The sequence below is a fragment of the Qipengyuania sp. R86523 genome, from assembly GCF_044596365.1.
Taxonomy (GTDB): domain Bacteria; phylum Pseudomonadota; class Alphaproteobacteria; order Sphingomonadales; family Sphingomonadaceae; genus Qipengyuania; species Qipengyuania citrea.
In genome coordinates this window covers 2,559,285-2,584,565 of sequence record NZ_CP138997.1, presented here as the reverse complement: position 1 = coordinate 2,584,565, position 25,281 = coordinate 2,559,285, and the positions used below count along the sequence as shown (strand labels likewise).

Below are 25,281 nucleotides of genomic sequence, written 5' to 3'. Positions count from 1 at the left end.
TATGCTCCTTTGGTTCATGCGGTAAGGACGAGGAAACCGAGATAGCCGGCATACGCCGCCAGCAGCGCGAAAGCGGGCAGGCGCGACACTCCACGGGCTGCGGCGAGGAAAAGGATGACCACCGCGCTGGCTACGACAAGGCCGATATCGAGCGGCAGCAGCCCTGCCGGGACCGCACCGGGGGCCATCAGCATCGTGGCGCCGCCGATGCCCAGAAGGTTGTAGACGTTCGAGCCCACGACATTGCCGAACGCGACTTCGGGCTGTCCCTTGCGCGCAGCGACGACCGAAGTGACCAGTTCGGGCAGCGACGTGCCGATTGCGACGATGGTCAGACCGATGAGGGTTTCGCTCAGCCCCGCGATCCGCGCGAGATCGATCGCCCCGTCGACCAGCAGGCGGCCGCCACCGACCAGCACGGCCAGCCCGATAAGCGTCAACATCACCGGCCGGGTCCAGCCATTGCGGGCGCCGTGCAGGCCTGTATCGGTCAATTCGAGTGCCTGCGCCCGATCGTAAGGCGCATTGTGAACCACTGCTGGGTCGGCAAGGCGTTCCTCGCGGTAGCACCAAGCGATATAGCCGGCGAGAGCCGCCAGCAGCAGCACTCCGATGACCAGGCTGCCCACTCCGGTCAGCGCGAGCAGGAACAGCACCACGCTACCGGCAAGCGCCACTACCGGATCACGCCAGCGGTTGGTCGAGGCAATCGCCATCGGGGCCACCAGCGCGGCAGCGCCCAGTATCAACAGGCTGTTGGCGATATTGGAGCCGACGATGTTGCCCCAGGCGATCGCGGGCGATCCCATAAGGGCAGCTTCGATACTGGTCACCAGTTCGGGCATGGACGTGCCGAGACCGACGATCACGACCCCGATGACCAGCGCGCTGACGCCCGCCTTCTCGGCCAGCGCGACCGCGCCGCGCACCAGCAATTCGCCGCCGAAAACAAGCGCGACCAGACCGAAGACGGTGAATAAAAGAGCAGATATCATATAGTAACGGTACCATCGGCCCGGCGCACAGCAAACCGGAGGACCAGGATGCCTGCCAGCGCCGAGACCAGCGATCCGCCCAGCACGCCGAACTTGACCGCGGCGATCTGTCCGGGATCGACGAAGGCGAGATTGCCGATGAACAGGCTCATCGTAAAACCGATGCCGGCAAGGCAGGACAGGCCATAGACGTGGCGCAGGCCCACACCCGCGGGCAGCGTCGCCAATCCGCTTTTCACCGCCAGCCAGCAGGCCCCGAATATCCCGAGTTGCTTACCGACGACCAGCCCTGCGGCGATGCCGAGCGACAGCGGTGCGAGCAACGCGTCGATCCCGGCCCCGGCGAACGACACGCCGGCATTGGCAAAGGCGAAGATCGGCAGGATCAGGAAGGCCACCCAGGGGTGCAACGCATGTTCGAGCCGCTCGAGCGGACGTTCGTCGCCGACCGCGATGGGCACGAACATCGCGGTGGCCACACCGGCCAGCGTGGCGTGCACGCCGGACTTGAGAACGCAGATCCACAGGAATGCAGCGAGCAGGAAATAAGGAATCGACCGGGCAACACCCGCGCGGTTGAGCAGCAGCAACCCTGCAGCCGGCACCAAGGCAAGGGCGAGCGCGACAAGGTTCATGTTCTCGGTGTAGAACAGCGCGATGATCGCGATCGCGCCGATATCGTCGATGATTGCAATCGCCAGCAGCAGCGCCTTCAGCGCGACGGGAACGCGCGATCCGAGCAGCGCGAGCAAGCCCAGCGCGAAGGCGATATCGGTCGCCGCGGGGATTGCCCAGCCCCGCAGGTTTTCCGGTGAGCCGAAATTGAGGCCCACGAAGACCAGCGCCGGCACGACCATGCCGCCGATCGCGGCGTAGACCGGGAGCGACGCCTGTTTCCAGCTGCGCAACTGGCCGGTCACGATCTCGCGCTTCACCTCGAGGCCGATCAGGAAGAAGAACAGCGCCATCAGCCCGTCGTTGATCCACAGCAACAGCGGCTTGTCGATCGCGACCAGACTGCCCGCGCTGAATACCACCGGGGTGGCGAGGAAGGCCTCATAGGCGGGCAGCAGCGCGGAGTTGGCGATGGCCAGCGCCACCGCGGCAGCGATGATCAGGACGATGCCGCCCGCGCTCTCGCTGGCGATGAAGGCGCGCAAGCGCTCGGTGGAAGTGAGTAGGGTCATGGGAGAAGAGGCGACGGCCGGCTCCTGAGCTTGGTTGGGGAGGGGGAGTTCGGCCGCCGCCTGCGGGTCAGCTTGGGAAGCTGCGCCCGTAATAGTGGTTCTGGAGCGAGGCGATCTTGTCCTTGAGACGCAGCCTGAGGCGTTTCATTGCCTTGACGTCCTCGGTCGCGCCGATCGCCTTGGTGGTATCGATCAGCCGATTGAGCGCGCGATGTTCGCGCAGCATGCGGCGCAGATAGGGCTTCATGATCTTTTCATCGGGTGACCTCTTGGTCATGTCGCTCTCCATCGTTGTGTCGAGCCGATATGCGCGGTGCCCGCACTATAATCCAATTCGAATTCTTGCGCCGCACCCATAAGAAAAGCTAATGGGAGAGCATGGCTACTCTCAAGCAGATCGCGATCTTCGCGAAGCTCGCCGACACCGGCAATATGAGCGAGGCGGCGACCGCCCTTGCGCTGACCCAGCCGGCTTTGAGCCAGCAGTTGCGCACGCTCGAAACCAGCCTGGGGCTCAAGCTGTTCGAACGCGTCCCCAAGGGCATGCAGTTGACCCCGGCAGGACGCGACCTGTTGAGCGCGGCGCGCAATGTACAGAATGCGGTGCGCGACTTCGATGATGCCGCCGACCGCGCGGCCGAACGCTTCGTGGGATCGATCCGTTTCGGAGTGACGCCAACGCTCGGCCCCTACCTCATGCCCAGCGTGATCAAGACGCTGCATCGGCGCTATCCGGGGCTGCGGCTGTACATCCGCGAAGGCATTCCCGACCAGCAGCACGCGGAACTGGCGGCCGGCGAACTCGACATGGTGCTTTCCCCCTTGCCCATAGCGGGCCGGGGTCTCGCCATCGAACCGCTGTTCCGCGAGCCGCTGCGCATCGTGGTCCCGCCCGACGATCCGCTGAACGAACGACCGCGACTGGTCGCTGCCGACTTCGCTGGCCGAACATTCCTTACGCTCGACCACCGTCACCACTACCACCGCCAGCTGGAAAATATCTGCAGGCATCTGGATGCCACCGTGCTGGCTGATTACGAAGGCACCAGCCTCGATGCCGTGCAGCAGATGGTCGGCTCGGGCGTCGGGCTGGCGATACTGCCCGAACTCTACATCCGCTCCGATGCAGGCGGGCTCGATGTCGTCCGCATCGCCGAACCGGAAGGTTGGCAGGAATATCGCAGCGTGGGCGTCGCCTGGCGGTCCTCCGCGGCCTTTGCCGAACTCTATACCGAAATCGGTGAAACCATCGCCGAAGAAGCGCGAATCCGCCTGCCGGCTGCCGGCCCCAGGGGCTAACCGGCCGGCGGATCGCAGGCGCCGCCCGCCCCGCCCTCGTCCGCGTGGCTGGCGCGCTTGGGGGCAGGATAGGGCAGGTCGAGGACGGTTTCGGCGCTCGATCCGCGATGGCGCACGGTCAGCCGCAAACCCTCCTCAGCAATTGCGAAGCCGATCGTCGCGCTGCTCGTCACCAGCGTTCCCTGCGGCGCTGCACCGGCATCGCTGCAATAGCTTTCCGCGCAGCTTTCGCAGCCTGCACCCACCGCAGCTGGCCAGGCCGCAACCAATCCTGCGCAAGCGAGCCAGAGGCTAGTCAGCATGACGGGTTTCTCCGCCGTTCTGCACCACGGTGAATCCGCCCCCGCCCTCGGACGGACCGGAATAGGTGATCCGCAGACTGTTGTTGTCGCCGTTCTGCGTGATGCTGACATCGTAACCGCTGCCCGACTGAGTCACTTCGACCGCGTTCCCCGAACCTTGCTGCGTGACGGTGGCCCCCAGTTCGCTGCCGCGCTGGTCCCAGGTGATCGAGTTCCCGTCGCCCTGCTGCTTGAGTTCGGCCTGGAGGTTGCCATTGCCCTGGGCGTCCTGGGTTAGCTGCACCGTATTGAGATCTCCCGCCATCTGGACGTTCGCGGTCATGCCGTTCGCCGCGCCCGACTGGTCGATCGCGCCATCATTTTCGCGGCCCGACTGCGCCAGCGAAGCGCTGCGGACGGTGCCCCCACCCGTTTGCACGATCGAAGCGATATTCTGCACATCCGCGCTCTGGTCGATATCGGCTTCGACCGTCCCCGCCGCAGGCTGCGCATTGGCCTGTTCGATCGTCGCTTCGTTGTTGGGAGAAGTCTGGTCGATGGAAGCGATCGTCCCGCCCGTTTCCTGGAAAATGCGGGCCATGTTGTTGTCGGTCCCACTGCCCGCCTTGATCGACGCTTCGCCGGCGGTGCCCTTGCCCTTCTGGCTGATCTCGCCCTCGTTGGCGTTGCCGTTCTGGTCGATCTGGGCTTTCAGCGCGGGCCCTTCCTGGGCCACGGTTGCGCGGCCGCGGCCACCGGGCTGGGTGACGCTCGCATTGCTGCCCGTGTTGCCGCCCCCGCGTCTCTGCTCGATCGTCGCGCGATTCGCGCTGCCGCCCTGATCGATGTCGACCGTGTCGGTACCCGAAGCGGCATCGACGACCTGGTCGACCGTCGCCTCGTTCTCGTCGGTGTTGTCGGTCGACTGGTCGATCCCGGCGACGCTGCCGCCACCCGCGCCACGCTGACGGACGACCGCGGTGTGCGTGCTGCCGGTCTGGTCGATATCGGCCGAATTGTTGCCGCCCGCGCCGCTCTGCTCGATCAGCCCTTCAAGGCTTACCGAACCCGCGCCCGCCTGATCGATCTGCGCCTTGTTGTTCGGCGAATTTTCCTGCCGCACTACCGCGCTGCCATCGGTCCCGTTCTGGTCGATCGTGGTGACATTGCCCTTCCGGCCCTCCTGCACGATGGCAACTTCCGATTTCTCGCCCGCCTGCGCCACGCTGGCTTCGTGCGCTCCATCCTCGCCGCGCTGCGAGATATCGGTGGTGTTCTCACCGCCATCCACATCGACGTCTGCCACGTTACCCCGGCCCGAACCGGTCTGCACCAGTCGCGCGCGGCTTGAGGGGCCATTCTTGATCGCGATCGACGCCTTGGCGCCGATCTGGGTCTGGCGCACCTGGCCCGTGCTGCCCCCGCCCTGCGACAGCGTGACATCGGCCAGCGTACCGCTTGCTTCCTGGACGATTTCGCTGCGATGGTCGTGGCCCGCAAGCGTATGCGTCTGTTCCGCACCGCTGGCGCCACCCGCGGGATTGGCGTGCTGGATGCCGACCGAGAAATTGGCATCGCCCTGCTGGCGGATATCGACCACGCCCTTGTCGCCGCGCTGATCGATATAGGCCGTGCTGTCGGTGCCCGCAGCGCTGTCATTGCCAAGGCGGATCGTCGCGGACGAACCGTCGGCTCCATCACCCGCGTCGTCGCTCTGGTAGATGGCCGCGGCATTATCGACCCCGAGATAGGTGATCCGCGCCGTCGCCCCGCGCGCCTTCTGGAAGATGCCGCGGGCCGGGTCGGGCTGTAGCTGCCGGCCGGTGAACAGCTCGATCGCCGTCACTTCGCCCAACGTACCCGACTGGTCGGAGCGCTGGACGATTTCGGCGGTGCTGGTCTCCCGGGTCACCGCGTCGGCCTGTTCGACCAGCGACCCGGTGCCGCTTGCGCCGCCATCCTGCGCAGCTGCGGCTGATGGTACACAGGCCGCATATCCTGCGCTTAACGCCGATACGGCTGTCGCCGCGGCCAGGGTGTTGAGCTTCTTCATGGTTTCCTCCTTTGCAGTGGGAATCGCAGGCGGGGCCCTAATCCGCGTCGGATCGGTCGGCTGAGCCCGTGTCGTCGTGCTGGGACCCAGTGCGCGGTGCCTTTTCGTCCGTGCCCGGATCCTCGTTCTCGCCGCCGTCGTCGGCGAACAGATGGGCGTTGAATGGCTGGTCGACCTGCCGCTCCCAGAATTCGAGGCAGAAGGTTTCGAAGCGTCGGCCCAGCTCGAGATGCGCGCGCTCGGCCTCCCAGCCCTGCTTGCGGCCGAACAGCTCGTCGACGCGGTCGAATTTCGCGAGCCGCTCGGTGCATTTGGCTGCCTGTTCGCGCGCCAGGGCGACCACATCCGCCGGGCCGACGATGCCTGCGAAATACAGCCGCAGCAGTCCCGGCTCGTTCATCGGCTCGCGCATCCAGTTGCGCAGCACGGCTTCGCCCGCCGGGGTTACGATAAACGAGTGGCGCTGCCGCCCGATGCTGCGTTCCTCTTCCTCGTAAAGCAGCCCGGCCGCCGCGAGCCGCGCCATTTCGCTGTAGAAGGGGTCGCGCTCGCGATCGGCATAGGCGTTCCGGTCGTGCCGCCTGACGGTGACCACCAGATAGGCAAGCAGGACGAGGATGCAGGCGATGATCAGGATGATGAGCAGCATGGGGTTACTCCGCTTCGCTCTGGTCGCGACCCTCGGCCGAATTCTCGTTCGCGACATCGTTCCAGAAGGTCAGGCAGGCACGTTCGAAGCGTATGCCCAGCCGGCTGGCGGCGAGCGCGTAGCGCCACTCGGGCCGGTTCACGAGCAACTGCTCGAGGCGTTCGTATTCGGCCTTGCGGGCGGCATGGATGGGGCGCCGGCTGCGCGCCACCTCGAGCGGGTCGTGCCGTTCGACGATCCCGGCGTAATTGCGCATCAGGAAGCCGGGATCGTTGGTCGGCTCGCGCAGCCACGCCCGCAGCCCGGCCTCCCCCGCCGGGGTTACCGTATAGGTGTGCGACTCTTTGCCTTCGTAGTCCTTCTGCGAATACAGCAGGCCGCAATCGACCAGTTCGTCGGGCTCGGCGTAAAACGGCTGGCGATCCTGATCGAAATAGTTGTTGCTGTCGTGGCGCCGCAGGGCGGCGACGATCAGGCTGGCCAGGATGACCACGATGACCAGGATGAGGATGATCGTAAGCATGGCTGGGCCTTTCTCGCCTAGTTGCTGCGCGTCGGTTGGGGGGAAGCGGGTGCGGTATCCGCAGTTGCCTGATCGAGCGCGGCGCCTTCGCTCTCGTCTTCGAACAGGGCGGCGACCGCCCCCTTCAGCGTGGGGCGCATCAGCACCCGGTCACCAAAGACGATGACGACCTGCTTGAGTTCGGGAACGCTGGACAATTGGGCGCCGAGCAGTTCGGACACGCTCGACTTGTCCGCCTGGACGAACAGCGGCTGGACATAGAGCACTGCATTGTCGAGCGGCACGGTCAGCAGCTTGCCACGCGAGACGCGCGAACCGGACTGCATTCGCAGCGTCATCCATGCCGAGATCCGCGGATCCTGATCGATCCGCGCCTGCGCCTGCGAGGGCCCGACAACCGTCGTGTCCGGAGCGAATTCGTAGGAGGTCAGCCGCCCCAGCCGGTCGCCGTCGCTGCCCCCGACCAGATAGCCCGACAGGACGTTGCGGCTTTCGGGACTGAACGGCTGGACGATCGCGAATTCGGCGTCTTCCTCGCCGGGAAAGCGGGTCTTCAGCCAATAGGGGCGCAGGTCGGCATTGCGTTGTTCGTGGCCGGGCCGCGCGCGTTCGCGGCGCAGCGAGATGAAATTGGCGTCCTGCGGGATCTGCCAGGCACCCTCGCGCGCATAATAGGCGTCGGGCGCGCGCATGTGATAATCCGCCCAGATCACCGACTGGATCTGGAACTGGTCCTGCGGATAGCGGAAATGCGCCCTGATCTCCGCGCTGGCTTCTTCGACCGGTGTGAAGGCGTCGGGAAAGGCGCGGCGCCAGGCCTGAAGCAGCTTGTCGTCCGGGTCGGTGACGTACAGCGTCACGCTGCCATCATAGGCATCGACGATCGCCTTGACGCTGCCGCGCACGTAGTTCGCGCGCTGCGTGCGCCGTTCCAGCAGCCGGATGAACTCGGCAGGGATGATCCCGGACTCTTCCTGCTTGCCCTGGAAGACCTGCGACAGATCGCCCAGGTTCACCCGCTTGGAATAGGGCATCATGTCGCTGGTCGTGTAACAGTCGATGACCCATTTGATCCGTCCGTCGGCGGCGACCGGATAGGGGTCGGAATCCACTTCGAGGAACGGCGCCACGCGCTTGACCCGGTCGCGCACATTGCGGTGGAACAGGATGCGGCTGTCGTCCCCCAGCAGCGTCGTCAACGCCAGCCGCAGGTCCCAGAACCGGGTGGCGAACAGCAGTCGGGGGACAAGCCCGTCGATCGAAACCCCGCGCCCGCCAGCGTAATCGTGCTTGGCGAAGCTGCGCCCTTCCTGCGGCCGGTCGAGTTCGATCGTCTTGGTCCCGACGATCGAGAACTCGGGCGAATTTTCGCCGAAATAGACCTGCGGATAGCGTACAAACAGCGGCCCCATCCCGGCGCTGGGCGCGTCGCCCGAGAGGAATTTCGGCAGGCCTGCCGGAGTCGATTCGACCGCCGATGCCGAGACGAGACCGTAGCCATGCGTGTAGATCATCCGTTCGGATTGCCAGCGCCGCGAATGCTCGGGCAGGTTCTCGGTATTGACCTCGCGTGCCGCGATCATGACCGGCTGCAATTCACCGTCGATGCGGTAACGATCGACATCGATGTCGGTGAAATCAAAATAGGCCCGGAACGCCTGCAATTCGCGGAAATTGATCAGCAGCGTTGCAGGGTCCCACAGCCGAAGCGATTCAAGTAGGCGCCGGTCGCCTGCGATCGCCTGCAGATCGCCCGTTTCGGCAATCGACGCGGTGCGGCGTTCGACCTGATCGAGCGCGAAACCGTAGCGGGTGAATTGGAGATGGTCCTCGATATAGGGCCGCTCGCGTTCGAGCTCCTGCGGTTCGACGATGATCAGCTGGAACAGGTTGGGATAGAACCGCACGATCGAGAGACCGACGAGGATCAGATACACGATGATCGCGGTCGGAATGATGTAGCCGGGTCGGCGGATGTTGACCTGGAACATCACGAAGCCGGCAACCACTGCCGCGGCGACGAATTTGTAGGCGAGCAGGCTGGCATTGGAGTCGGTGAACCCCAGCCCGGTCACCACACCGCGCTCGGAATAGCTGAGCAGATGCAATTGCAGCAGCATCCCCCATCCCAGCAGCGCCATCAACGCGAAGACGAGCGCCGACAAATGCAGATTGACCTGGAACGGCAGCATCGAATTGGGCGCTTGCGGCCGGATGCCGCCGAACACATAGCTGGTCAACGCCGTCAGCAGCAGCACCACCAGCACGCAGACGAAAAGCCAGTGGTTGATCGCCACATGCAGCGACAGCTCGAACATGAAGTAGCTGAGATCGCGCCCGAACTGCGGATCGTTACGCCCCCACTCTTCGCCATTCGCCCACAGGATGTAGTCCTGCCAATGCGGATAGGTCTGCAGCGCGAGCAGCAGGCCGCAGATCAGCGCGATGGTAATCACGATAGGCCGGAAATAGGGTTCGGCCGTGCGCCGCCAGCTGTCCACGCGCCGCTCGTCCGCGGAAATGATCCGGTCGACCCGGGCCAGCTTGTGCGCCAGCAGCATGTTGCCCGCGACCATTGCCGCCATGAACAGGAACGGCACCACCCCCATCCAGATCTTGGTCTTCACGATGGTCAGATAGACATCGAGATAGCCGATATCGTCGAACCACAGGACCTCGGTGTAGAAACGGGCGGAGAAGATGACCGCGAGCAGGAAAGCGGCCAGCCCCACGATCCAGTAGAACAGCGTGCTGGTCACACCGCCGAGCAGGAAGAACGTCGCCGCGCGGACCTTGGTGGAAGGGCGCAGGGTCATGACAGCTGCGGCGGCTTTCCCGCCAGCGCGACTTCGACCGAATGCGCGGCGCGGAAGATCTTGTCGAGGTCGGCCTGTTCTTCGACGGCGCGTATGGCAGCCCGTTTCACCAGTTCGATCTGCGCGGCGATCCGCTCGCGCTGCTCGGCGCGATGCGCGGCAGCGCGGCCGACATCCTCGAGCATTTCGCACAGGCGCAGCATGACCGCCATGTCGCCCGGGCAGGTGTTCCTGAGCGGGGTGACGACCATGTCGAGATAGTCGCCGAAAGACCGCCGCGGCACTGCGACCCGCACGATCCCATCGTCATCCTTGATCAGCCGGTCGCCCAGCCGGTGCTTGGACAATTGGACGAGCACGATTTCCGCCGAGCGGATCGATGCACGAGCAGTGGTGGGATCGTTGATGGCGCTCGAAACCGCGCGCAGGGCGATATCGACCAGCTGGGTCAGCCCGAAGGCGACATCCGCCTGGACGCTGCGCTCATGCCCGAGTTGCAACGACCGGATCACGCGCTTGCGCAAATCGCCCGTGGGATCGGGCTGCTCCCGGTCGGGATCCCGCGTCCACACCCACGCCAGCGCGGTATCCATCACCGCCTGGTCGCCGAGCAAATAGGTGTATTCGATGACGAGGTCCTCTTTCTGCGCATAGCGCAGCAGGAGCCGGGGATTTATCCGCTGGATGATGCCCGAAGCCGGCGCGAGGACCGGCACCGCATGTGCCGGGATGGCGGGCAGTTCGGGTTTGGGGTCGTCGTCGGTGAGCGCTTCGTAATTGGCGGAAATCGACGCGACGGTGTGCTCCTCGACCTGGCGCAGCACCTGCTCGATCCGAACCGCGTGGACGATGTGGTGAATGAAATAAACGAAGGCGACGACACTCGCGAGCGCGAAGAGGAACGCCAGCGTCACTGCGAATTGCGGGACGAACCCCTCCTTCTCGTGGATCGAGCGGAGCACCGTGAGGCTGTAGACGAAGGTGAAGATGAACACCGCCATCACGAACTGCGTGGCGCGGTCGCGGATGAATTGCCGCGGGACTCGCGGGGAGTATTGCGCTGCCGCGACCTGCAGCGCCACGATCGTCACCGAGAAGGCGATCGTGACCACGGTCAACGAGGTGGTCGCCACGATCTCGACCAGATTGCGTGCGCCCACCGGGCCGCCCGTGGTCAGCACGCCGCCAAGGCTTGCGGAAGTGGTGAAGTCCAGCCGCGCGACCGATGCCGCCGTGGCGATCGCCCCGAAAATCGCCAGCATGGGCGCGATCCAGAACGCGCGGTGGACCCGCATCCGCAGCCGCCCCAGAATGGCCGAGTAGTTGATCGGTATTCTCATGGCTGCGCTCGCCGGGCATGCAGCGCCTGGGGACGTTGCTTGGGCCCGCGGTTGAGCAGGGCTGCCAGATAGGACGATCGCCGCGGGCGCAGGTCTTCGTCATAGCCGAGATCGTGGCTCACCGCCGCGACGAACGCGCGGGTCTGCCGATCGGCAAGGAACCAGTTGCGATAGCGGGTATAAGCATCGCCGGGACTACTGTCCGTGTCGGCAACGTCACCCAGCGCGTGGCATATTTCGCGGTAACGTATGACCGATGGCGCGCCCTGCAATGTGTCGCTGCGCATCGTGGTTTCGAATTCGGCACGCGATACCGGCTGCGGTGTCGGCCCGACGGGCATCGGCACATAGGCTTCGCGCAAATCGCCCACCAGGTCGCTCATTCCCGCGGTCAGCGCGCGCAAGGCCGGGCTGGTGTCGGACCGCGACGGCGATGGCAGGCAGTGGGTGAGCCCGTCAGCGATCCGGCCCAGCGCCTGCAGCGTCTTCGGCAGGCTACGTCCGCGCTCTTGGGGCCGGTAGAAATAGACGATCGGATACCGGGCCAGGCCCTGGTGCATGCCGATCAGCCCGTCATGCAACCGCTCGAGCCAGCGTTCGAGCCCGTCGATATCCTCGGCGGCATAACGCTCGGCGACGATTTCCAGCGGATCGTCGCGGCCGTCCATGCGGTGGTGAAGATCGGCGACCACCCGGTCGTAATCGAGTATCCGCCGGTGCACGCTGAGGAAGTAGGTGATCGAGAAAGTGAGCAGCACGCTGCCGAGCAGCGCCTCGAGCGCCACTGCGACCGAATAGGCCATGTTCGACGGGCTGATTTCGACGAAACCGATCGTCGAAAGCGTGACCCAGCTGAGCCGGAAAGCAGCAGCGAGGCTCGGCTGCGACCCGCCCCCGGTGATGAAATCGCCAACCGACAGGCCGCCGAAGAAGATGAGCGCGAAGGCGGTCACGATACCGCTGACCCACAGGACGATCATCAACGCGATCATCAGTGGTGCGGCCATGCTCAGCGCGCGCTGGGCGACTGGATAGGGCAGCAGTTTCGCGCAGTGGCGGCCGATCCACCAGAACAAACGGTAGGCGCGCGTCGAAAACAGGCTGCGCCCGTTCGCATCGAGCACGGTGAGCAGCGCATCGAGCACTGTCACTGCCAGTATCAATATGCCGATTACAGAAACGAGCATTGGCGGGCCTTGACCTCCAACGCCCGATTAGGGGGCAAGTTATGTCCGAACCCCTTCCGAACCTGCCTTTGAGATGCGGTAAAACAACAACCTCAAGATATTGATTGAAAAAGTTATGACTTAACCATCGCGATAAACGGCAATATTGTGAAGTATAGACTGGTATTTTTGACGCTATACGGCAGGTGAGAGACAGATATATCAGTACTAGCTTGTTAACTATCGCCTGTACTTGCACAATATCAGAATACTTATCGCGGTAAACGTGTTTTGGATAATATCTGGTTTGCAGCCGTAAGTATCCGGAAAGGTTTTTTTAAGCCTGAGCGGAATTGAAATCTCAATCTTCCCGTTCGGCTGATAACAGGGTCTGTGCCAGATGCTGGTAGCCGGACCATAGCGCCGTCATGCCGGTTCCTGCCCCCAAGCACCGGTCGACGATACCGCGTGCGCCTCCCGTAATGGCAATCGCATGCAGTTCTTCACCGTGAGGATCATCGACGCAGCGGCCATCGGCAAGGTGACGCACCCAGGCCGCAAAACCTGCAGCGATCGCGTCGCAGGGCAGGCTGCAGCGTGTCAGGACGGCGGCCGTGTCGAGCCAGCGCTGCGGGATCTTCTGCGAACCATCCATGGCGATCTGGTCGAGCCGGTGCATCAGCGCGGGGTCGCCAAAGCGCTGCATCAATTGGCCGGCATAGGCCGCGAGATCCTGACCGGGCGCGGCAGTGATCGTCGGGATCGCTTCATCGCGCATCAGCCGCTCGGCAAGCGCGGCGAGGCGGGGATCGGCGACGGCCTCGTGGACATAGGTATAGCCGGCCTCGAGCCCGCAATAGGCAAGCAGCGAATGCGCTCCATTGAGCATGCGCAGCTTGGCGGTCTCGAAGGGGGCGACATCATCGACCAACTCCACGCCGTGGTTCTCCCACTGCGGACGCGGGCCGGCAAAGTCGTCCTCGATCACCCATTGACTGAACCGCTCGGTAAAGACCGCTCCGGCATCGCTCATTCCGAGGTGCTGCTCGAGCTCAGCCAGATCCTGCGGCCCGCTGCGCGGCACGATGCGATCGATCATCGTCGACGGGACACGGCATTCGCGCCGGAACCACTCGACCATGTCGGGCATGTCCGCCGCCAGCCACTGCTCCATCAGCCGCGCCAACACCTTGCCGTTTTCCGCCAGATTGTCACAGGGCAGGAGCGTGAGGCCGCCCAGTCCGCGCGCGCGGCGCTCGGCCAGTCCTTGCGCCAACAAGGGATAGAAGCTGCTGCGTCCCGCGGTAAGGTCGAGGCCGCCGTCAGGGCTGCGCGTATAGCCCTTCTCGCTGACGGTGAAGCTTGCGATATGGCAGGCCGGATCAGCGAGCCGGGTAACTACCGCCCCGGCCTGATCGGGGGCGTAGAGCACTTCGCGAACCGCCCCGATCACGTGCGTTTGCGCAGCATCGCCCCGCCGTTCGGTCAGCGTATAGAGCCCGTCTTGCGGATTGAGCTGCCGGGCGACGTCGGGCGAGCGGAGCGAAACGCCGCAAATGCCCCAGTCGCGGTCCCCCGCGGTCATCGCGCAATCGGTATACCAGGCCTGATGCGCACGGTGGAACGCCCCGATCCCGAAATGAACGATGCCGATCTTCTGCGCGTCCCGGTCGTAAGAGTATGTACCGACATCGGCAGGCAGGTGGGCGAGCGTATCGGGCCCGAGCCTCACAGGCGGTAGGCCTGCTTCGCCAGAGTATAGGCGAGGTCATGGGCGACCTCGGCGGCCTCCCAGTCCTCGATCCGGTGTTCGGCGACAAGCTGCGCAAGAAAGCCGCAATCGACCCGCCGGGCGACGTCGTGCCGCGCGGGGATCGACAGGAAGGCGCGCGTATCGTCGTTGAAGCCGACCGTGTTGTAAAAGCCGGCGGTTTCGGTGGTCATCTGGCGGAAGCGGCGCATGCCCTCGGGGCTGTCGTGGAACCACCACGCCGGGCCGAGCCTGAGGCACGGATAATGTCCCGCCAGCGGCGCCAGTTCGCGCGCATAGGCGCTTTCATCGAGCGTGAAGAGGATGATCGACAGCTCCGCCTCGTTCCCGAACCGGTCGAGCAGCGGTTTGAGCGCCTGCACATAGTCGGTGCGCGTGGGGATATCTGCCCCCATGTCGCGGCCGAACCTGGCGAACAACTGGTGGTTATGGTTGCGGAAGCTGCCGGGGTGGATCTGCATCACCAGGCCATCGTCCACGCTCATCGCCGCCATTTCGGTGAGCATCTGCGCACGGAACAGTTCGGCATCGGCGGCGGAGGCGCCCCCGTGCTTCACACGATCGAACAGCGCGGCAGAATCGGCATCGGACAGATTGGCAGTGGCTGCGCTGGGGTGGCCGTGATCGGTCGAGGTCGCCCCCATCGCAGCGAAGTATTCGCGCCGCTGGCGGTGCGCGGCGAGATAGCCCGGCCATGACAGCGTATCCTCGCCAGTGAGGTCGCCGAATGCGCGCAGATTGTCGGCAAAGCCTTCGAACTCGGGATCGACCACCGGATCGGGGCGATAGGCGGTAATGACCCGGCCACCCCACCCGCTGGCCCGAATGGCGCGGTGATGGTCGAGCGGGTCGAGCGGGCTTTCCGTCGTGGCGAGGACTTCGATGCCGTAGCGGTCGAACAGCGCGCGCGGGCGAAAATCGTCCTGCTGCAGCTTCTCGGTGATCGTATCGAAATAGAGATCGGCCGTGCTCGCATCGAGCCGCACCTCTATGCCGAAGGCCTTGGCGAAGACCCAGTCGAGCCACATCCGCGAAGGCGTGGCGCGAAACAGGTGATAGTTGTCGGCGAAGATGCGCCACGCGGCACGCGGATCGGCCCCGCCTCCCCCGATGCCCAGATCCTCCAGCGCAATGCCCTGCGAATACAGCATACGGAACACGTAATGGTCGGGATGCAGTAGCAATTCGGTCGCATTGCCAAACGGCTCGTCATGAGCGAACCACGCCGGGTCGGTATGCCCATGCGGGCTGATGATCGGCAGATCGGCGACATCGGCATAGAGCTCGCACGCAAGCGCGCGGATGCCGGGCTCCGCCGGGAACAGGCGATCCTCATGCAGCTTCAGGGGCGTGCTCATTCTTCTCTCCCGCGACGAACTATGGTAACCGGTGTCAAGAGCGGTTTCTGCCGCTTACCGGAGAGGAAATCAACCGGTCAGGCAGGGGGATAAGGAGCGACGCGCAATGACCGAGGCCGACAGCGCTTCCACAGGGATGAGGTTGCCCGATGTCTGGCGCTCGCACCTGGCCGATGGCGCCGGCGTCGCACTGCGCGATCACAAGGCCGGCGAATGGATCGAACTGGACGGAATTGTCCTGCGGCTGCCCGAAGCGATCCCGAGAGGCCATAAATTCGCCCTCCGCCCCCACAACGAAGGCGAACCGGTCTTGCGCTATGGCGCCCCGATCGGCCTTGCCAGCCAGCCAATCGCAGCGGGCGAGCATGTCCATTCGCACAATCTCGCCACCGCGCTGGATGGGGAGATGGAGTATGGCACATTTGCGCCGCCTGCGCCGAGCCCGGAAGCCTCCCCACCACTGGGCAATTGGCGGGGATACCGGCGCGCCGACGGGCGCTTTGCCACCCGCAACGAGATCTGGCTGCTGCCCACTGTCGGCTGCGTCGCCCCGCTGGTGGAATTGGTGGCGCGCGAAGCAAGCGCAATCCATCGCGGGAGGGTCGATGCAATCGTGGGGTTCGGTCATCCGCACGGCTGTTCGCAATTGGGCGACGATCTTTCGGGCACGCGCGCGCTCCTGGCCGCGCTGTGCGACAACCCCAATACGGGCGGCGTGGTGCTGGTGGGGCTCGGCTGCGAAAGCAACCAGCTCGGTGACCTTGTTGCCAGTGTCCCCGAGCGCAGCCGCGCCAAGCTGCGGCTTGTCCGCGCGCAGGACCCGGGCGACGAGCGCGAACGCCTGCTTGCGCAAATTGCCGATCTGGTGGCTGAACTCGCTCCGGTAATGCGCGAAGATGCGCCGGCGAGCGCGCTGACCGTGGGGCTGAAATGCGGCGGGTCGGACGCGCTGTCGGGGCTGACCGCCAATCCCCTGCTCGGGCGCTACAGCGATCGTCTCGCAGGGTCGGACGGCAGCCTCGTGCTGACCGAAATCCCAGAGATCTTCGGCGCCGAGGAAGCATTGTTGGCGCGCGCCGTTTCACCGGAGGTTTTCGAGCAGGCAGGCGCGCTGGTGAACCGCTTCAAGCGCTATTTCCTCGACCAGGGCCAGCCGGTTTCGAAGAACCCCTCGCCCGGCAATATCGCGGGCGGTATCACCACGCTGGAAGAAAAATCGCTTGGCGCGGTGCAGAAGGCCGGCTGCGCACCGCTGGTCGATGTGATCGACTATGGCGGCACTGTATCGCGGCCGGGCCTGACGCTGCTCGAAGCGCCGGGCAATGATGCGGTCTCCTCCACCGCGCTGGCCGCGGCGGGGGCGACCCTGGTGCTGTTCACCACCGGAAGGGGCACCCCGCTCGGCTTCCCGGTGCCCACGGTCAAGATTTCGTCCAACACCGCGCTTGCACAAACCAAGCCGGGCTGGATCGATTTCGACGCGGGCCGCGCGCTTGCCGAAGGGGTGGAGGCGGTCGATGCCGCCTTTGCGGACTATCTGCTCGCCATTGCCAGCGGCGAGCCCACCGCCGCCGAACGCAGCGACCAGCGCGTGATTTCGATCTGGAAACGCGGGGTGACGCTGTGATCAGCTGCCGAATGCCCCCGGCAGCCAGAGCGAGAGCGCAGGCACGAAGGTAATCACTACCAGCGCTGCAATTAGCGTGAGATAGAACGGCCAGATGGTCTTCACCAGCGCGGTCACGGGGATCTTGCCCACCGCCGAGCCGACGAACAGCACCGAGCCGACCGGCGGCGTGACCAGGCCGATGCCCAGATTGAGCATCATGATGATCCCGAAGTGCACCGGATCGACCCCGACATCCATCGCCACCGGCAGGAAGATCGGCGTGGTGATGACGATCAGCGGGGCCATGTCCATGAAAGTGCCCAGCGCCAACAGCATGAGGTTGATGATCAGCAGGGTCAGGATCGGATTGTCGGTCATCACGCCGATCAGCGCGCCCATCGCGGCGGGCACTTCGAGCAGCGCGAGCGCGAAGCCGAAGGCGGTGGCGGCAGCGATGATGAACAAGACCATCGCAGCGGTGCGCACCGACTTCCCGGCGGCTTCCCACATGCCCTTCCACCCCAGGCTGCGATAGACGAAGGTCCCGATGAGCATGGTGTAGATCACTGCGATAGCCGAGCTTTCGGTAGGCGTGAAAAACCCGCTGAGGATACCGCCCATGATGATCACTGCGGTCATCAGACCGGGGATTGCATAGGCGCTTGCGAGGATGAACTCGCGCCAGCCGGGGAAGCAGCCGAGCGGCAGTTTGCCGCGCTTGGCCACCAGCCACGCTACCAGCATCAGCATCAGGCCGGTGAGCACGCCGGGGATGACGCCGGCAAGGAACAGATCGCCGATCGATACGCCGATCCCCGAGGCGGCGGAATAGATGATCATATTGTGCGAAGGCGGGATCAGCAGGCCCACGATCGCCGCGGTTACGGTGACGTTGACCGCATAATCTGCAGGATAGCCTTTCTCCTTCATCAGCGGGACCATGGTCGAGCCGATCGCCGAGGCGCTGGCGATAGCCGAGCCGGACACCGCACCGAACATCATCGAGGCGCCGACATCGACGATCCCCAAGCCGCCGCGCACGCGCCCGATGGCGGCATCGGCCACGCGGACCAGCCGGTCGGCAATCCCCGCACGGTACATCAGGTCGCCCGCGAAGATGAAGAAGGGGATCGCCATCAGCGTGAAAACGCTGATTCCCGCGGCGACGCGCTGGACCGCGACGATGGGAGGGATATCCATCGCGAGGAAACAGGCAAGCGCCGCCGCGAGCAGGGAAAAGGCCACCGGTACGCCAATGACGAGCATGGCGAGGAGCACGCCGAACAGGATCAGCAGTTCCATCAGCCGCGCTCCCCTTCACTGGCATCATCCGCCGGATGACGTCCGGTCAGCAGCTGTGGCAGCGCGAACCATGTCATCAGCAGTCCCGAAACGGGCAGCGGCACATAGGCTACCGCGCGGCTGACGCCGAGCGAGGGTACGACATTGCCGCGCACTGCCCAGCACAGCTGCGCGCCGTAAACGAGCAGCACCAGACCGATCGCGGCAATCACGAGCGCGATGATCCGCAGCAGCGGCCGCGCGCGGTCGCCCAGTTTTTCCTCGAGCAGCGCGATGCGGATATGGAAGCCTTCATAGACCCCCGCGGCGGCGGCAAACATGACGTACCAGATCATCATGATCAGCGAAGCCTGTTCGGTCCAAGACGGGCTCGAGTTGAGCACGAAGCGCCCGAACACCTGCCAGCCGATGATCGCGGTCATCGCCAGAAGCCCGATCGAACCGAAGCCGATCAACCAGCGCGATAGGGTCGCGGCCATAGTCATCCTTCCCTCATATCGCGGATGCGCCGGACGATGTCCTGCTGCGCGGGTGTCGTAATGAATTGATCCCACACCGGCCGCATCAACGCTGCGAAGGGTTCGGTATCGACCGTGTTCACGGCAACGTCCGACGCGGCCACTGCGGTCTCGGCCTCGCCGACGCGAATGTCCCACAATCGCCGCATCTCGACGACCGAAGCCTTGGCCGCCTCGCGCACGAGCAGCTGGTCCGTACGCGACAGCCGTTCCCAGCTCGCCTTGCTCATCACCAGCGCCTCGGGGGTCAGCAGGTGCTGGGTCAGGCTGAGATAGTTGGCGACTTCGTAATGGCGCTCGCCCACGAAAGTGGGCCAGTTGTTTTCCGCGCCGTCGATCACACCCTGGGCAAGCGACTGGTAAATTTCGCCAAAGGGGATCGGCACCGCATTGGCGCCCAGCGCATTGACCATCGCGATATAGAGGTCCGATGCGGGCACGCGGATCTTGAGCCCGCGCAGATCCTCCGGCGTGGTGATGGGGCGCCGGACATTGTAGAAACTGCGCGCACCCGAATCGTAAATGCACAGGCCGATGAGATTGTGCGGTTCGAGCGAGGCCATGACTTCGTCGCCCACCTCGCTGTCGACCACGCGCCGCATATGCGCGACCGAATCGAATACGAAGGGCAGACAGAAAGGCAGCGTCATCGGCTCGATCGAGTTGAGCGGCGCGAAGTTCACCCGGTTGAAATCGATGCCGCCGAAACTGGTGATCTCCAGCGTATCGGTTTCGCTGCCGAGCTGGCCGCCGGCGAACATCCTGATGCCCAGCCGGCCGCCCGTTTTCTCATCGAGATAGCGGCCCATGAACTCGACCGCGCGTACGGTCGGGTAATCGCCCGGATGCGCGTCGGCGCCGGTCAGCAGCCCCGACATCACCGGTTTGCAGCCGGGCAGGATCGCGCCTGCCCCCAGCACCATGCCGCCGGCCAGCACGCTTCGCCGCGACAGCGCCATGCGCCCGTTCGTCATGTTTCCTCCGCTCCCCGTCATTTTGTTCAATCTGCGAGCGCGGTGAAGCGGAAGTCACGGAATTTCGCCTCGCCCGGCCCCGCCGCATAGAGGCCGGGCCGCAGCATCAGGAAATCGCCGCGCACATTGTGGTGATAGCCCGACACTTCCATCCCACGGTCGAAGCGGTGCCAGGTTTTTCCGCCATCCCCGCTGGTATCGTAGGTGACGATGTGGCGCCGATTGGTCACGCGCATCCGCATCCGCCCGCCATGCGGATTGGCGGGTCTTGCGCGCTCGCGGCCATATTGGTGCGTGACGAAGCGCTCCGCATCGAAACCCAGCCCGCAATAGAGCTTGTCGTCATAGAACAGGATCAGCCCCGCCCGTCCGCCGGGCGCGAGTTCGATATCGCATTCGAAGCGATAAGATCGGTCGCCTGCGGTCAGCAACAGCGGCGAGCCGCTGGACGGCGCCGCGCCCTTGCCCTTCAGCCGCAACACGCCGTTGCCGCTGTTCGCCCGCGCCGCTTCATCGGCGTCGGGCTTGAAGAAGGCCCATTTGCTGCCCAGCGCAAGCGGGGCGGAGAAATCGTCGGTCAGCGGCATGCCATGCGTGACCGCCGCCCCGCCGCCCGGTTTGGCGATCGGCGCGGACAGGTCGCCGCCGGTCATGCGGAACCACCCGTCGGCGGTGAATTCCACCGGATCGAGCAGGCATTGGCGGCCAAGCGTCCAATAGCCGTTTTCATAGCCATGATAGAGCGACCACCAGCTGCCATCGGGCGCCTCGACCAGCGAGGCATGGCCGCGCGACCACCACGCCTCATCCACGCTTTCGGTACGAACCAGCGGATTGCCGGGATGGTGTTCCCAGGGGCCATGCAGCGAGCGCGAACGGGCGGCGATGACCATGTGGCCTGTCGGCGGACCGGCGGTGCCGCCCACTGCGGTGATCATGTAATACCAGCCGCCGATGTGTTGGATCTTCGGACCTTCGGGCGAAAACCCTTCGACGATCCAGTCGGACGGATAGCGCCAGGGATCGTAGACATGCTCGACCGCGCCGGCGAGCGAGAGATTGTCGTCGGACAGGCGAACACGGTCGCCGCCCGACAGGAACAGCCAGCGGCTGCCGTCTTCGGCGACCGCATGGCAGGGGTCGATATGGTTCGGCAGGCCGAGCGGGATCGGATCGCTCCACGGCCCGGTGATATCGTCAGCCCAGGCGACGAAGATGTCGTTCTGCGGCTTGGCCTTCACGGGGATGTAGAGCAGGTAGCGGCCCTTGTCCTTGTGCAGGCTGGGGGCCCAGACCGACCCGATATTGCGCGTCAGCGCGGCGTCCAGCGGCCGCCAGTTCACCAGGTCGCGCGAATGCCAGATCGTCAGCCCGGGATAGGCGTCGAAGGTGGAGAAGGTCATGTAGTAATCGGCGCCATCCTTGAGGATCGCGGGATCCGGACGGTCGCCCGACACTACGGGATTCAGGAAGGTGCCATTGCCGAGATCGGGAATTCGCTGGTTGTCGAACCCGCGGCGATAGGTCTGCGACGAGCCGCCAGAGCTGCGTTGGGCGTGGGTTCGCGCAGCGAGGGGCGCTGTAAAACCGGGCGAGAATGCGCACATTCCGGCCCCGGCGACACCGACCAGGAGATCCCTTCGGCGGATAGTCATGCAAGCTTCCTTCTTGCGGCCCAGGCCAGCCAGAGCTCGGGCCAGTTTTCCACCGGCTTGCCTACCGCCCTGCGCAGCCCGAACCCGTGTCCGCCGCTGGCGAACAAATGCGTCTCGACCGGCACATCCTGTGCCTTGAGTGCGGACCGCATCCGCAGGCTGTTTTCCACCGGGACCGAGCCGTCGTCCTCAGGGTGGAGCAGGAACATTGGCGGAGTGTCCGCTGCGACGTTGTGGTCCGGCGAATGCGCACGCTCGCGTGTGGCGTTGGCCCCCTCGCCGATCAGCAGGCGGCGCGAACCGGCATGGGCGATCGCGGGATCCATGCTGATCACCGGATAGATACAGGCCGCGCCATCGGGACGGGCCGAAAGCGCGTCGGCTGCGTCGCCCGGACGGTAGGTTTCCTTCGCGAACCGCGTGGCAAGATCGGCGCACAGATGCCCGCCCGCGGAAAAGCCCATGGCGCTGACCCGCGCCGGGTCGATCGCGAAGCGGTTCGCCTGCGCGCGAATGAGCCGCATCGCACGCTGCGCATCGCTGAGCGCCACGTCGGGTCCGGCCGCCCAACCGTCGCCGGGCAAACGATAGAATAGCACGAAAGCGGTGATGCCGCGGCCGGCAAGCCACTGGCCCATTTCATGCCCCTCCTTGTCCACGACCACATGGCGGTATCCGCCGCCCGGCAGCAGCAGGACGCTGGCCCCGGTGGGACGTTCGGGCTGGAATACGCTCACACGCGGAGCGGTTATCCCGGCGACCGCGCGGTCCTGGTAGGACGGGTCTGCCGCCCGGTCAGTGATGCGTTCCAGCGGCGGCCGATCGGGCAAGCCGGGCGCGCCCCCCGGCCAGAGTTCAAGCGCCGCGAGTTTCGCATCTGCAGGGTTGCGGTCGGCGCGCGCAGCCGCCCCGCCGGCCAGAACTCCCGACAGCGAGAGACCCGCGACGAGAAGCGACCGTCGATCACTTCTCATACGCGGGTCCTCTTCGTCGTCACGCGCTTCGGGTCAGTATTCGAAGCGCACACCGGCCATGATGATGCGGCCGAAGTGGTTGTTTTCGTAGTTCCGGCGAGCGACGTCGTCGGTCCAACGGAAACGGTAGTCGTCGGTCAGGTTGTTTCCGTCCAGCGTCAGCTCGATGAAGTCGTTGAGCTTGTAGCGGATCGCGGCATCGAGATTGAACGACGAACTGAAGCCTTCGAGGAAGTTGCCATTGCCGCTGCCGCCGGCGTTGTATCCGTCGCGATAGGCGGCCGAAACGCGCACCGACAGGCGCCCGTCGTCATAGTACGCGGTGCCGTTGGCGGAGTATTTCGAAACCCCTGCGAAGGTTGTTTCGAAAGTCTCGCCCTCAAACTCGATTTCCTGCGAGCTGTCGACATAGGTGACGTTACCCAGCACGCCGAAGTTCGACAGCGCACCTGCGGAAAAAACGGAGAACGGCAGGTGCAGGCCGAGCTCGAGCCCCTTGATCGTGGCGCCTTCGCCATTCGTCGTCGACCGGAACTCGAACTCGCGGTTCGGGTCGGTCCCGTTGACGATGGCATCGTAGGCCGGCGTTCCCGAAGTCAGCAGCGACAGCGGCAGCCCGCTCTGCGCATAGGTGATCTGCTGCGAACTGCCCACCGGGAAGCTTTCGACCTCCTTGATGAAGCCTGCCAGCGAGAGGATCGCACCCGGGGCGAAATACCACTCCGCCGAGAGGTCGTAATTCCAGGCCCGATAGGGTTCGATGAACGGGTTGCCGGTGGTGATCCGGAAGTTGAATTCATCGACCGAACCGCCCGGCGTCAGATTGCCCAGGGACGGGCGGGTGATAACCCTGGCGATGGCACCGCGGATGATGAAGTCGTCACTCGGGAACACATTCAGGTTCAACGCGGGCAGAAAGTCTTCATAAGTGCGTTCGACAGTGACGTACTGTCCGTTGTTGAACCCCTGCGAGGCCTGCTCGGTGCGCGCGTAGCGGGCACCGAAGTTACCGGTCACGCGCATACCCTGGTCGATTTCGAAGTCGGTCTGGAAATACCCCCCGGTGACCTTTTCCTCGACGCCGCGCACGTCGCCCTCGCGGGTGACGGCCGGACGATTGTAGAGATCGAGGAACGCGATCGCCGCATCAAGGTCCGGCACGATCCAGCTGTTGGTGTTCCCCGCCGGCTGACCGGCATCGCCCAGTTCGAACAGTTCGGCGAGGTCGCCCGTGACCGGAGCGCCATAGGCCCCCGGAGCGCAGGTGAAGACCGAACAGTACTGGCTGTCGCGACGCGCGCTTTCGGTCGCGTAATCGAACTGCCGATAGAACGGACCGCCCGAAAGCTTCAGGCCTTGGGTCGGCTCCCATTCGAGATCGAATGCGACGGTCTTGAACTTGTTCTCAACCGAGCTCGGCCGGTCGCGGAATTCGGCAAGCTGGAATGCGCCCGGAGTGGTGACATCGGATTCGAAGGTCAGCCGCGGGAATTTCATATCGGTGTAATCATAGCTGTATTCGCCATCGCGATCGTCGAAGATGATCGTCGTTTCGACCGGGATGGTGGCGTCCGACTTGGAAAAGCCGGCCAGCAGCGAAACGCGGAAGGTGTCGCTGAACGCCTGCTCGAGCCGACCCGAAATCTGGTAGAAATCCGTTTCGCTTTCGCGGTGGTATCGCTCGTTGCGAACCCACGCGTTCTGCAGGTCCGCGCTGATCAGATTGTTGTCGCTGTCGATCACATAATTCGACAGGTCGATCTCGTCCTCGTTCGAGCGCAGCAGCACTTCGCCCCAATATTCGTCGCGGTCTTCCTTGAAGTTGGAATAAAGCGCATTGAGCTCGATATCCGTTCGATCGGTCGGGCGGAACTGGATCGCCGCCGTTGCGCCCAAGCGTTCGCGGTCGTGATTGACCAGGCCGTAGCGCGGGATGCGCGGATGGAACGCCTCGCGCACCTCGACGCATCCGGAATCGGCCGGATTGGCCGCGCAGTCGACGCCATCGACCGAACGGAAGGTCGCATTGTTCGCCCAGCGGACCGAATTGTTGCCCAGTTCGGGCGTTTCATACTTGGTCCAGGCCGCAGATGCAGAGATGCCGAAGGTCTCGTCGGCATTGTTCCACGCGAGCAAGCCCGCGACGCGCGGCGCCAGATCATCGTTCAGATCGTTATAGCGCGCCTGCGCCGAACCCACGAGCTTCAGGCCCGCACCATAGGACAAGGGGTTGCCGGTGTTGAGATCGATCACGGCCCCCAGCGAGCCTTCGTCAAGCGCGGCCGAGGCGGTCTTGTTCACGACGATCGAATTGAACAACTCGGATGCGAAGACGTTGAAGTCGAACGCGCGGTCGCGGTTGAACGAGGCGCCATCGACCGAGGTCGCGATCGTTTCCATGCCGTTGACGCGAACCCGCGTGAACTGCGCCCCGAGGCCGCGGACCGTAATCTGGCGGCCCTCGCCCGCATCGCGTTCGATCGCGACGCCGGGAATACGCTGGAGCAATTCGGCAAGGTTGGTGTCGGGGAATTTCGCGATGTCTTCCGCTACGATCACGTCGACCTGGCCGACCGCCTCGCGCTTCGCCGCGATGGCCGCATTGAGCGACTGGCGGAAGCCGGACACGATGATCACGTTATCGCTATCGGAAATCTCGCCCGAGGCTTCCGAGGCCGCATCGCTCACCTCCTCGGCATCGAGCGTACCCGCGTCCTGCGCAAGCGCAGGCGCAGGCGTCGAAATTACCAGCGCGCTGCCAGCTAGCAGAGCCGCCTTCACGCTCCCCGTGGGAACCACAAACCTCATCGC

The 25,281-nt window shown here is 64.6% G+C and carries 20 protein-coding genes; 2 read left to right on the top strand and 18 right to left on the bottom strand.

Going from position 1 to position 25,281, the window contains the following annotated elements; all coding sequences use genetic code 11:
* Window positions 1-14: 14 nt before the first annotated feature.
* From SJY12_RS12720 to SJY12_RS12710, 3 genes are all read right to left on the bottom strand, one after another.
* The gene (locus tag SJY12_RS12720; RefSeq protein ID WP_397505560.1) at window positions 15-995 is read right to left on the bottom strand and encodes a calcium/sodium antiporter; all 981 of its coding nucleotides are present in this window, start codon (window positions 993-995) and stop codon (window positions 15-17) included.
* The gene (gene nhaA / locus SJY12_RS12715) at window positions 992-2,182 is read right to left on the bottom strand and encodes a Na+/H+ antiporter NhaA (RefSeq protein ID WP_397505559.1); all 1,191 of its coding nucleotides are present in this window, start codon (window positions 2,180-2,182) and stop codon (window positions 992-994) included. Before nhaA ends, SJY12_RS12720 begins: the two co-directional genes overlap by 4 nt.
* 67 nt (window positions 2,183-2,249) lie before the next feature.
* The gene (locus SJY12_RS12710) at window positions 2,250-2,459 is read right to left on the bottom strand and encodes a YdcH family protein (protein WP_160767508.1); all 210 of its coding nucleotides are present in this window, start codon (window positions 2,457-2,459) and stop codon (window positions 2,250-2,252) included.
* 101 nt (window positions 2,460-2,560) lie between these two features.
* On the opposite strand from SJY12_RS12710, the gene SJY12_RS12705 reads away from it, so the two are divergent.
* Window positions 2,561-3,481, top strand: a complete 921-nt coding sequence (locus tag SJY12_RS12705) for a hydrogen peroxide-inducible genes activator (RefSeq protein ID WP_397505558.1) — start codon at window positions 2,561-2,563, stop codon at window positions 3,479-3,481.
* Here SJY12_RS12705 and SJY12_RS12700 read toward each other — a convergent pair.
* The 9 genes from SJY12_RS12700 to uxaC form a co-directional block, all read right to left on the bottom strand.
* Window positions 3,478-3,726, bottom strand: coding sequence for a hypothetical protein (locus SJY12_RS12700; protein ID WP_397505557.1), 249 nt, complete (start codon window positions 3,724-3,726; stop codon window positions 3,478-3,480). The genes SJY12_RS12705 and SJY12_RS12700 overlap by 4 nt on opposite strands.
* A gap of 46 nt (window positions 3,727-3,772) precedes the next feature.
* A complete protein-coding gene (locus SJY12_RS12695; protein ID WP_397505556.1) occupies window positions 3,773-5,815 on the bottom strand; it encodes a hypothetical protein in 2,043 nt (680 codons plus the stop codon).
* A gap of 37 nt (window positions 5,816-5,852) precedes the next feature.
* Window positions 5,853-6,464 (bottom strand): hypothetical protein, encoded by a 612-nt coding sequence (locus tag SJY12_RS12690; RefSeq protein WP_397505555.1) that lies wholly within the window; start codon window positions 6,462-6,464, stop codon window positions 5,853-5,855.
* A 4-nt stretch (window positions 6,465-6,468) separates the two neighbouring features.
* Window positions 6,469-6,987 carry a hypothetical protein gene (locus tag SJY12_RS12685; protein ID WP_397505554.1) on the bottom strand — a complete coding sequence of 173 codons (519 nt, stop codon included), beginning with the start codon at window positions 6,985-6,987 and terminating at the stop codon, window positions 6,469-6,471.
* A 17-nt stretch (window positions 6,988-7,004) separates the two neighbouring features.
* Window positions 7,005-9,803, bottom strand: coding sequence for a UPF0182 family protein (locus SJY12_RS12680; RefSeq protein ID WP_397505553.1), 2,799 nt, complete (start codon window positions 9,801-9,803; stop codon window positions 7,005-7,007).
* Window positions 9,800-11,143 (bottom strand): DUF2254 domain-containing protein, encoded by a 1,344-nt coding sequence (locus tag SJY12_RS12675; protein ID WP_397505552.1) that lies wholly within the window; start codon window positions 11,141-11,143, stop codon window positions 9,800-9,802. Before SJY12_RS12675 ends, SJY12_RS12680 begins: the two co-directional genes overlap by 4 nt.
* Window positions 11,140-12,330, bottom strand: a complete 1,191-nt coding sequence (locus tag SJY12_RS12670; protein WP_397505551.1) for a hypothetical protein — start codon at window positions 12,328-12,330, stop codon at window positions 11,140-11,142. The genes SJY12_RS12675 and SJY12_RS12670 overlap by 4 nt, the downstream gene beginning before the upstream one ends.
* A 340-nt stretch (window positions 12,331-12,670) precedes the next feature.
* Complete coding sequence (locus tag SJY12_RS12665; RefSeq protein WP_397505550.1) at window positions 12,671-14,041, bottom strand: mannitol dehydrogenase family protein; 1,371 nt, start codon at window positions 14,039-14,041, stop codon at window positions 12,671-12,673.
* A complete protein-coding gene (gene uxaC, locus SJY12_RS12660) occupies window positions 14,038-15,438 on the bottom strand; it encodes a glucuronate isomerase (RefSeq protein WP_397505549.1) in 1,401 nt (466 codons plus the stop codon). Before uxaC ends, SJY12_RS12665 begins: the two co-directional genes overlap by 4 nt.
* A gap of 106 nt (window positions 15,439-15,544) precedes the next feature.
* On the opposite strand from uxaC, the gene SJY12_RS12655 reads away from it, so the two are divergent.
* Window positions 15,545-17,065, top strand: a complete 1,521-nt coding sequence (locus SJY12_RS12655; protein ID WP_397505548.1) for a UxaA family hydrolase — start codon at window positions 15,545-15,547, stop codon at window positions 17,063-17,065.
* Here the strand turns inward: SJY12_RS12655 and SJY12_RS12650 are convergent, their stop codons facing one another.
* The 6 genes from SJY12_RS12650 to SJY12_RS12625 are packed head-to-tail and all read right to left on the bottom strand — an operon-like array spanning window position 17,066 to window position 25,278.
* Window positions 17,066-18,349 carry a TRAP transporter large permease gene (locus SJY12_RS12650; RefSeq protein ID WP_397505547.1) on the bottom strand — a complete coding sequence of 428 codons (1,284 nt, stop codon included), beginning with the start codon at window positions 18,347-18,349 and terminating at the stop codon, window positions 17,066-17,068.
* Window positions 18,349-18,828 (bottom strand): TRAP transporter small permease, encoded by a 480-nt coding sequence (locus SJY12_RS12645; protein WP_397505546.1) that lies wholly within the window; start codon window positions 18,826-18,828, stop codon window positions 18,349-18,351. Before SJY12_RS12645 ends, SJY12_RS12650 begins: the two co-directional genes overlap by 1 nt.
* A 2-nt stretch (window positions 18,829-18,830) precedes the next feature.
* Entirely contained in the window at window positions 18,831-19,841 is a 1,011-nt protein-coding gene (locus SJY12_RS12640) for a TRAP transporter substrate-binding protein (protein WP_397505545.1), read from the bottom strand.
* A gap of 26 nt (window positions 19,842-19,867) precedes the next feature.
* Window positions 19,868-21,496: a family 43 glycosylhydrolase gene (locus SJY12_RS12635; protein ID WP_397505544.1), complete on the bottom strand. Its 1,629-nt coding sequence runs from the start codon at window positions 21,494-21,496 to the stop codon at window positions 19,868-19,870.
* Window positions 21,493-22,470 carry an alpha/beta hydrolase gene (locus tag SJY12_RS12630; RefSeq protein WP_397505543.1) on the bottom strand — a complete coding sequence of 326 codons (978 nt, stop codon included), beginning with the start codon at window positions 22,468-22,470 and terminating at the stop codon, window positions 21,493-21,495. The genes SJY12_RS12635 and SJY12_RS12630 overlap by 4 nt, the downstream gene beginning before the upstream one ends.
* Window positions 22,471-22,503: 33 nt before the next feature.
* The gene (locus SJY12_RS12625) at window positions 22,504-25,278 is read right to left on the bottom strand and encodes a TonB-dependent receptor (RefSeq protein ID WP_397505542.1); all 2,775 of its coding nucleotides are present in this window, start codon (window positions 25,276-25,278) and stop codon (window positions 22,504-22,506) included.
* Window positions 25,279-25,281 lie beyond the last annotated feature (3 nt).

What these genes read in the sequence shown, in the direction of transcription:
- SJY12_RS12630 (WP_397505543.1), bottom strand. Translation starts at nt 22,470, where the DNA reads ATGAGAAGTGATCGACGGTCGCTTCTCGTCGCGGGTCTCTCGCTGTCG.
- SJY12_RS12685 (WP_397505554.1), bottom strand. Translation starts at nt 6,987, where the DNA reads ATGCTTACGATCATCCTCATCCTGGTCATCGTGGTCATCCTGGCCAGC.
- SJY12_RS12635 (WP_397505544.1), bottom strand. Translation starts at nt 21,496, where the DNA reads ATGACTATCCGCCGAAGGGATCTCCTGGTCGGTGTCGCCGGGGCCGGA.
- SJY12_RS12710 (WP_160767508.1), bottom strand. Translation starts at nt 2,459, where the DNA reads ATGACCAAGAGGTCACCCGATGAAAAGATCATGAAGCCCTATCTGCGC.
- uxaC (WP_397505549.1), bottom strand. Translation starts at nt 15,438, where the DNA reads ATGAGCACGCCCCTGAAGCTGCATGAGGATCGCCTGTTCCCGGCGGAG.
- SJY12_RS12655 (WP_397505548.1), top strand. Translation starts at nt 15,545, where the DNA reads ATGACCGAGGCCGACAGCGCTTCCACAGGGATGAGGTTGCCCGATGTC.
- nhaA (WP_397505559.1), bottom strand. Translation starts at nt 2,182, where the DNA reads ATGACCCTACTCACTTCCACCGAGCGCTTGCGCGCCTTCATCGCCAGC.
- SJY12_RS12675 (WP_397505552.1), bottom strand. Translation starts at nt 11,143, where the DNA reads ATGAGAATACCGATCAACTACTCGGCCATTCTGGGGCGGCTGCGGATG.
- SJY12_RS12670 (WP_397505551.1), bottom strand. Translation starts at nt 12,330, where the DNA reads ATGCTCGTTTCTGTAATCGGCATATTGATACTGGCAGTGACAGTGCTC.
- SJY12_RS12690 (WP_397505555.1), bottom strand. Translation starts at nt 6,464, where the DNA reads ATGCTGCTCATCATCCTGATCATCGCCTGCATCCTCGTCCTGCTTGCC.
- SJY12_RS12705 (WP_397505558.1), top strand. Translation starts at nt 2,561, where the DNA reads ATGGCTACTCTCAAGCAGATCGCGATCTTCGCGAAGCTCGCCGACACC.
- SJY12_RS12625 (WP_397505542.1), bottom strand. Translation starts at nt 25,278, where the DNA reads ATGAGGTTTGTGGTTCCCACGGGGAGCGTGAAGGCGGCTCTGCTAGCT.
- SJY12_RS12680 (WP_397505553.1), bottom strand. Translation starts at nt 9,803, where the DNA reads ATGACCCTGCGCCCTTCCACCAAGGTCCGCGCGGCGACGTTCTTCCTG.
- SJY12_RS12720 (WP_397505560.1), bottom strand. Translation starts at nt 995, where the DNA reads ATGATATCTGCTCTTTTATTCACCGTCTTCGGTCTGGTCGCGCTTGTT.
- SJY12_RS12650 (WP_397505547.1), bottom strand. Translation starts at nt 18,349, where the DNA reads ATGGAACTGCTGATCCTGTTCGGCGTGCTCCTCGCCATGCTCGTCATT.
- SJY12_RS12695 (WP_397505556.1), bottom strand. Translation starts at nt 5,815, where the DNA reads ATGAAGAAGCTCAACACCCTGGCCGCGGCGACAGCCGTATCGGCGTTA.
- SJY12_RS12645 (WP_397505546.1), bottom strand. Translation starts at nt 18,828, where the DNA reads ATGGCCGCGACCCTATCGCGCTGGTTGATCGGCTTCGGTTCGATCGGG.
- SJY12_RS12640 (WP_397505545.1), bottom strand. Translation starts at nt 19,841, where the DNA reads ATGACGAACGGGCGCATGGCGCTGTCGCGGCGAAGCGTGCTGGCCGGC.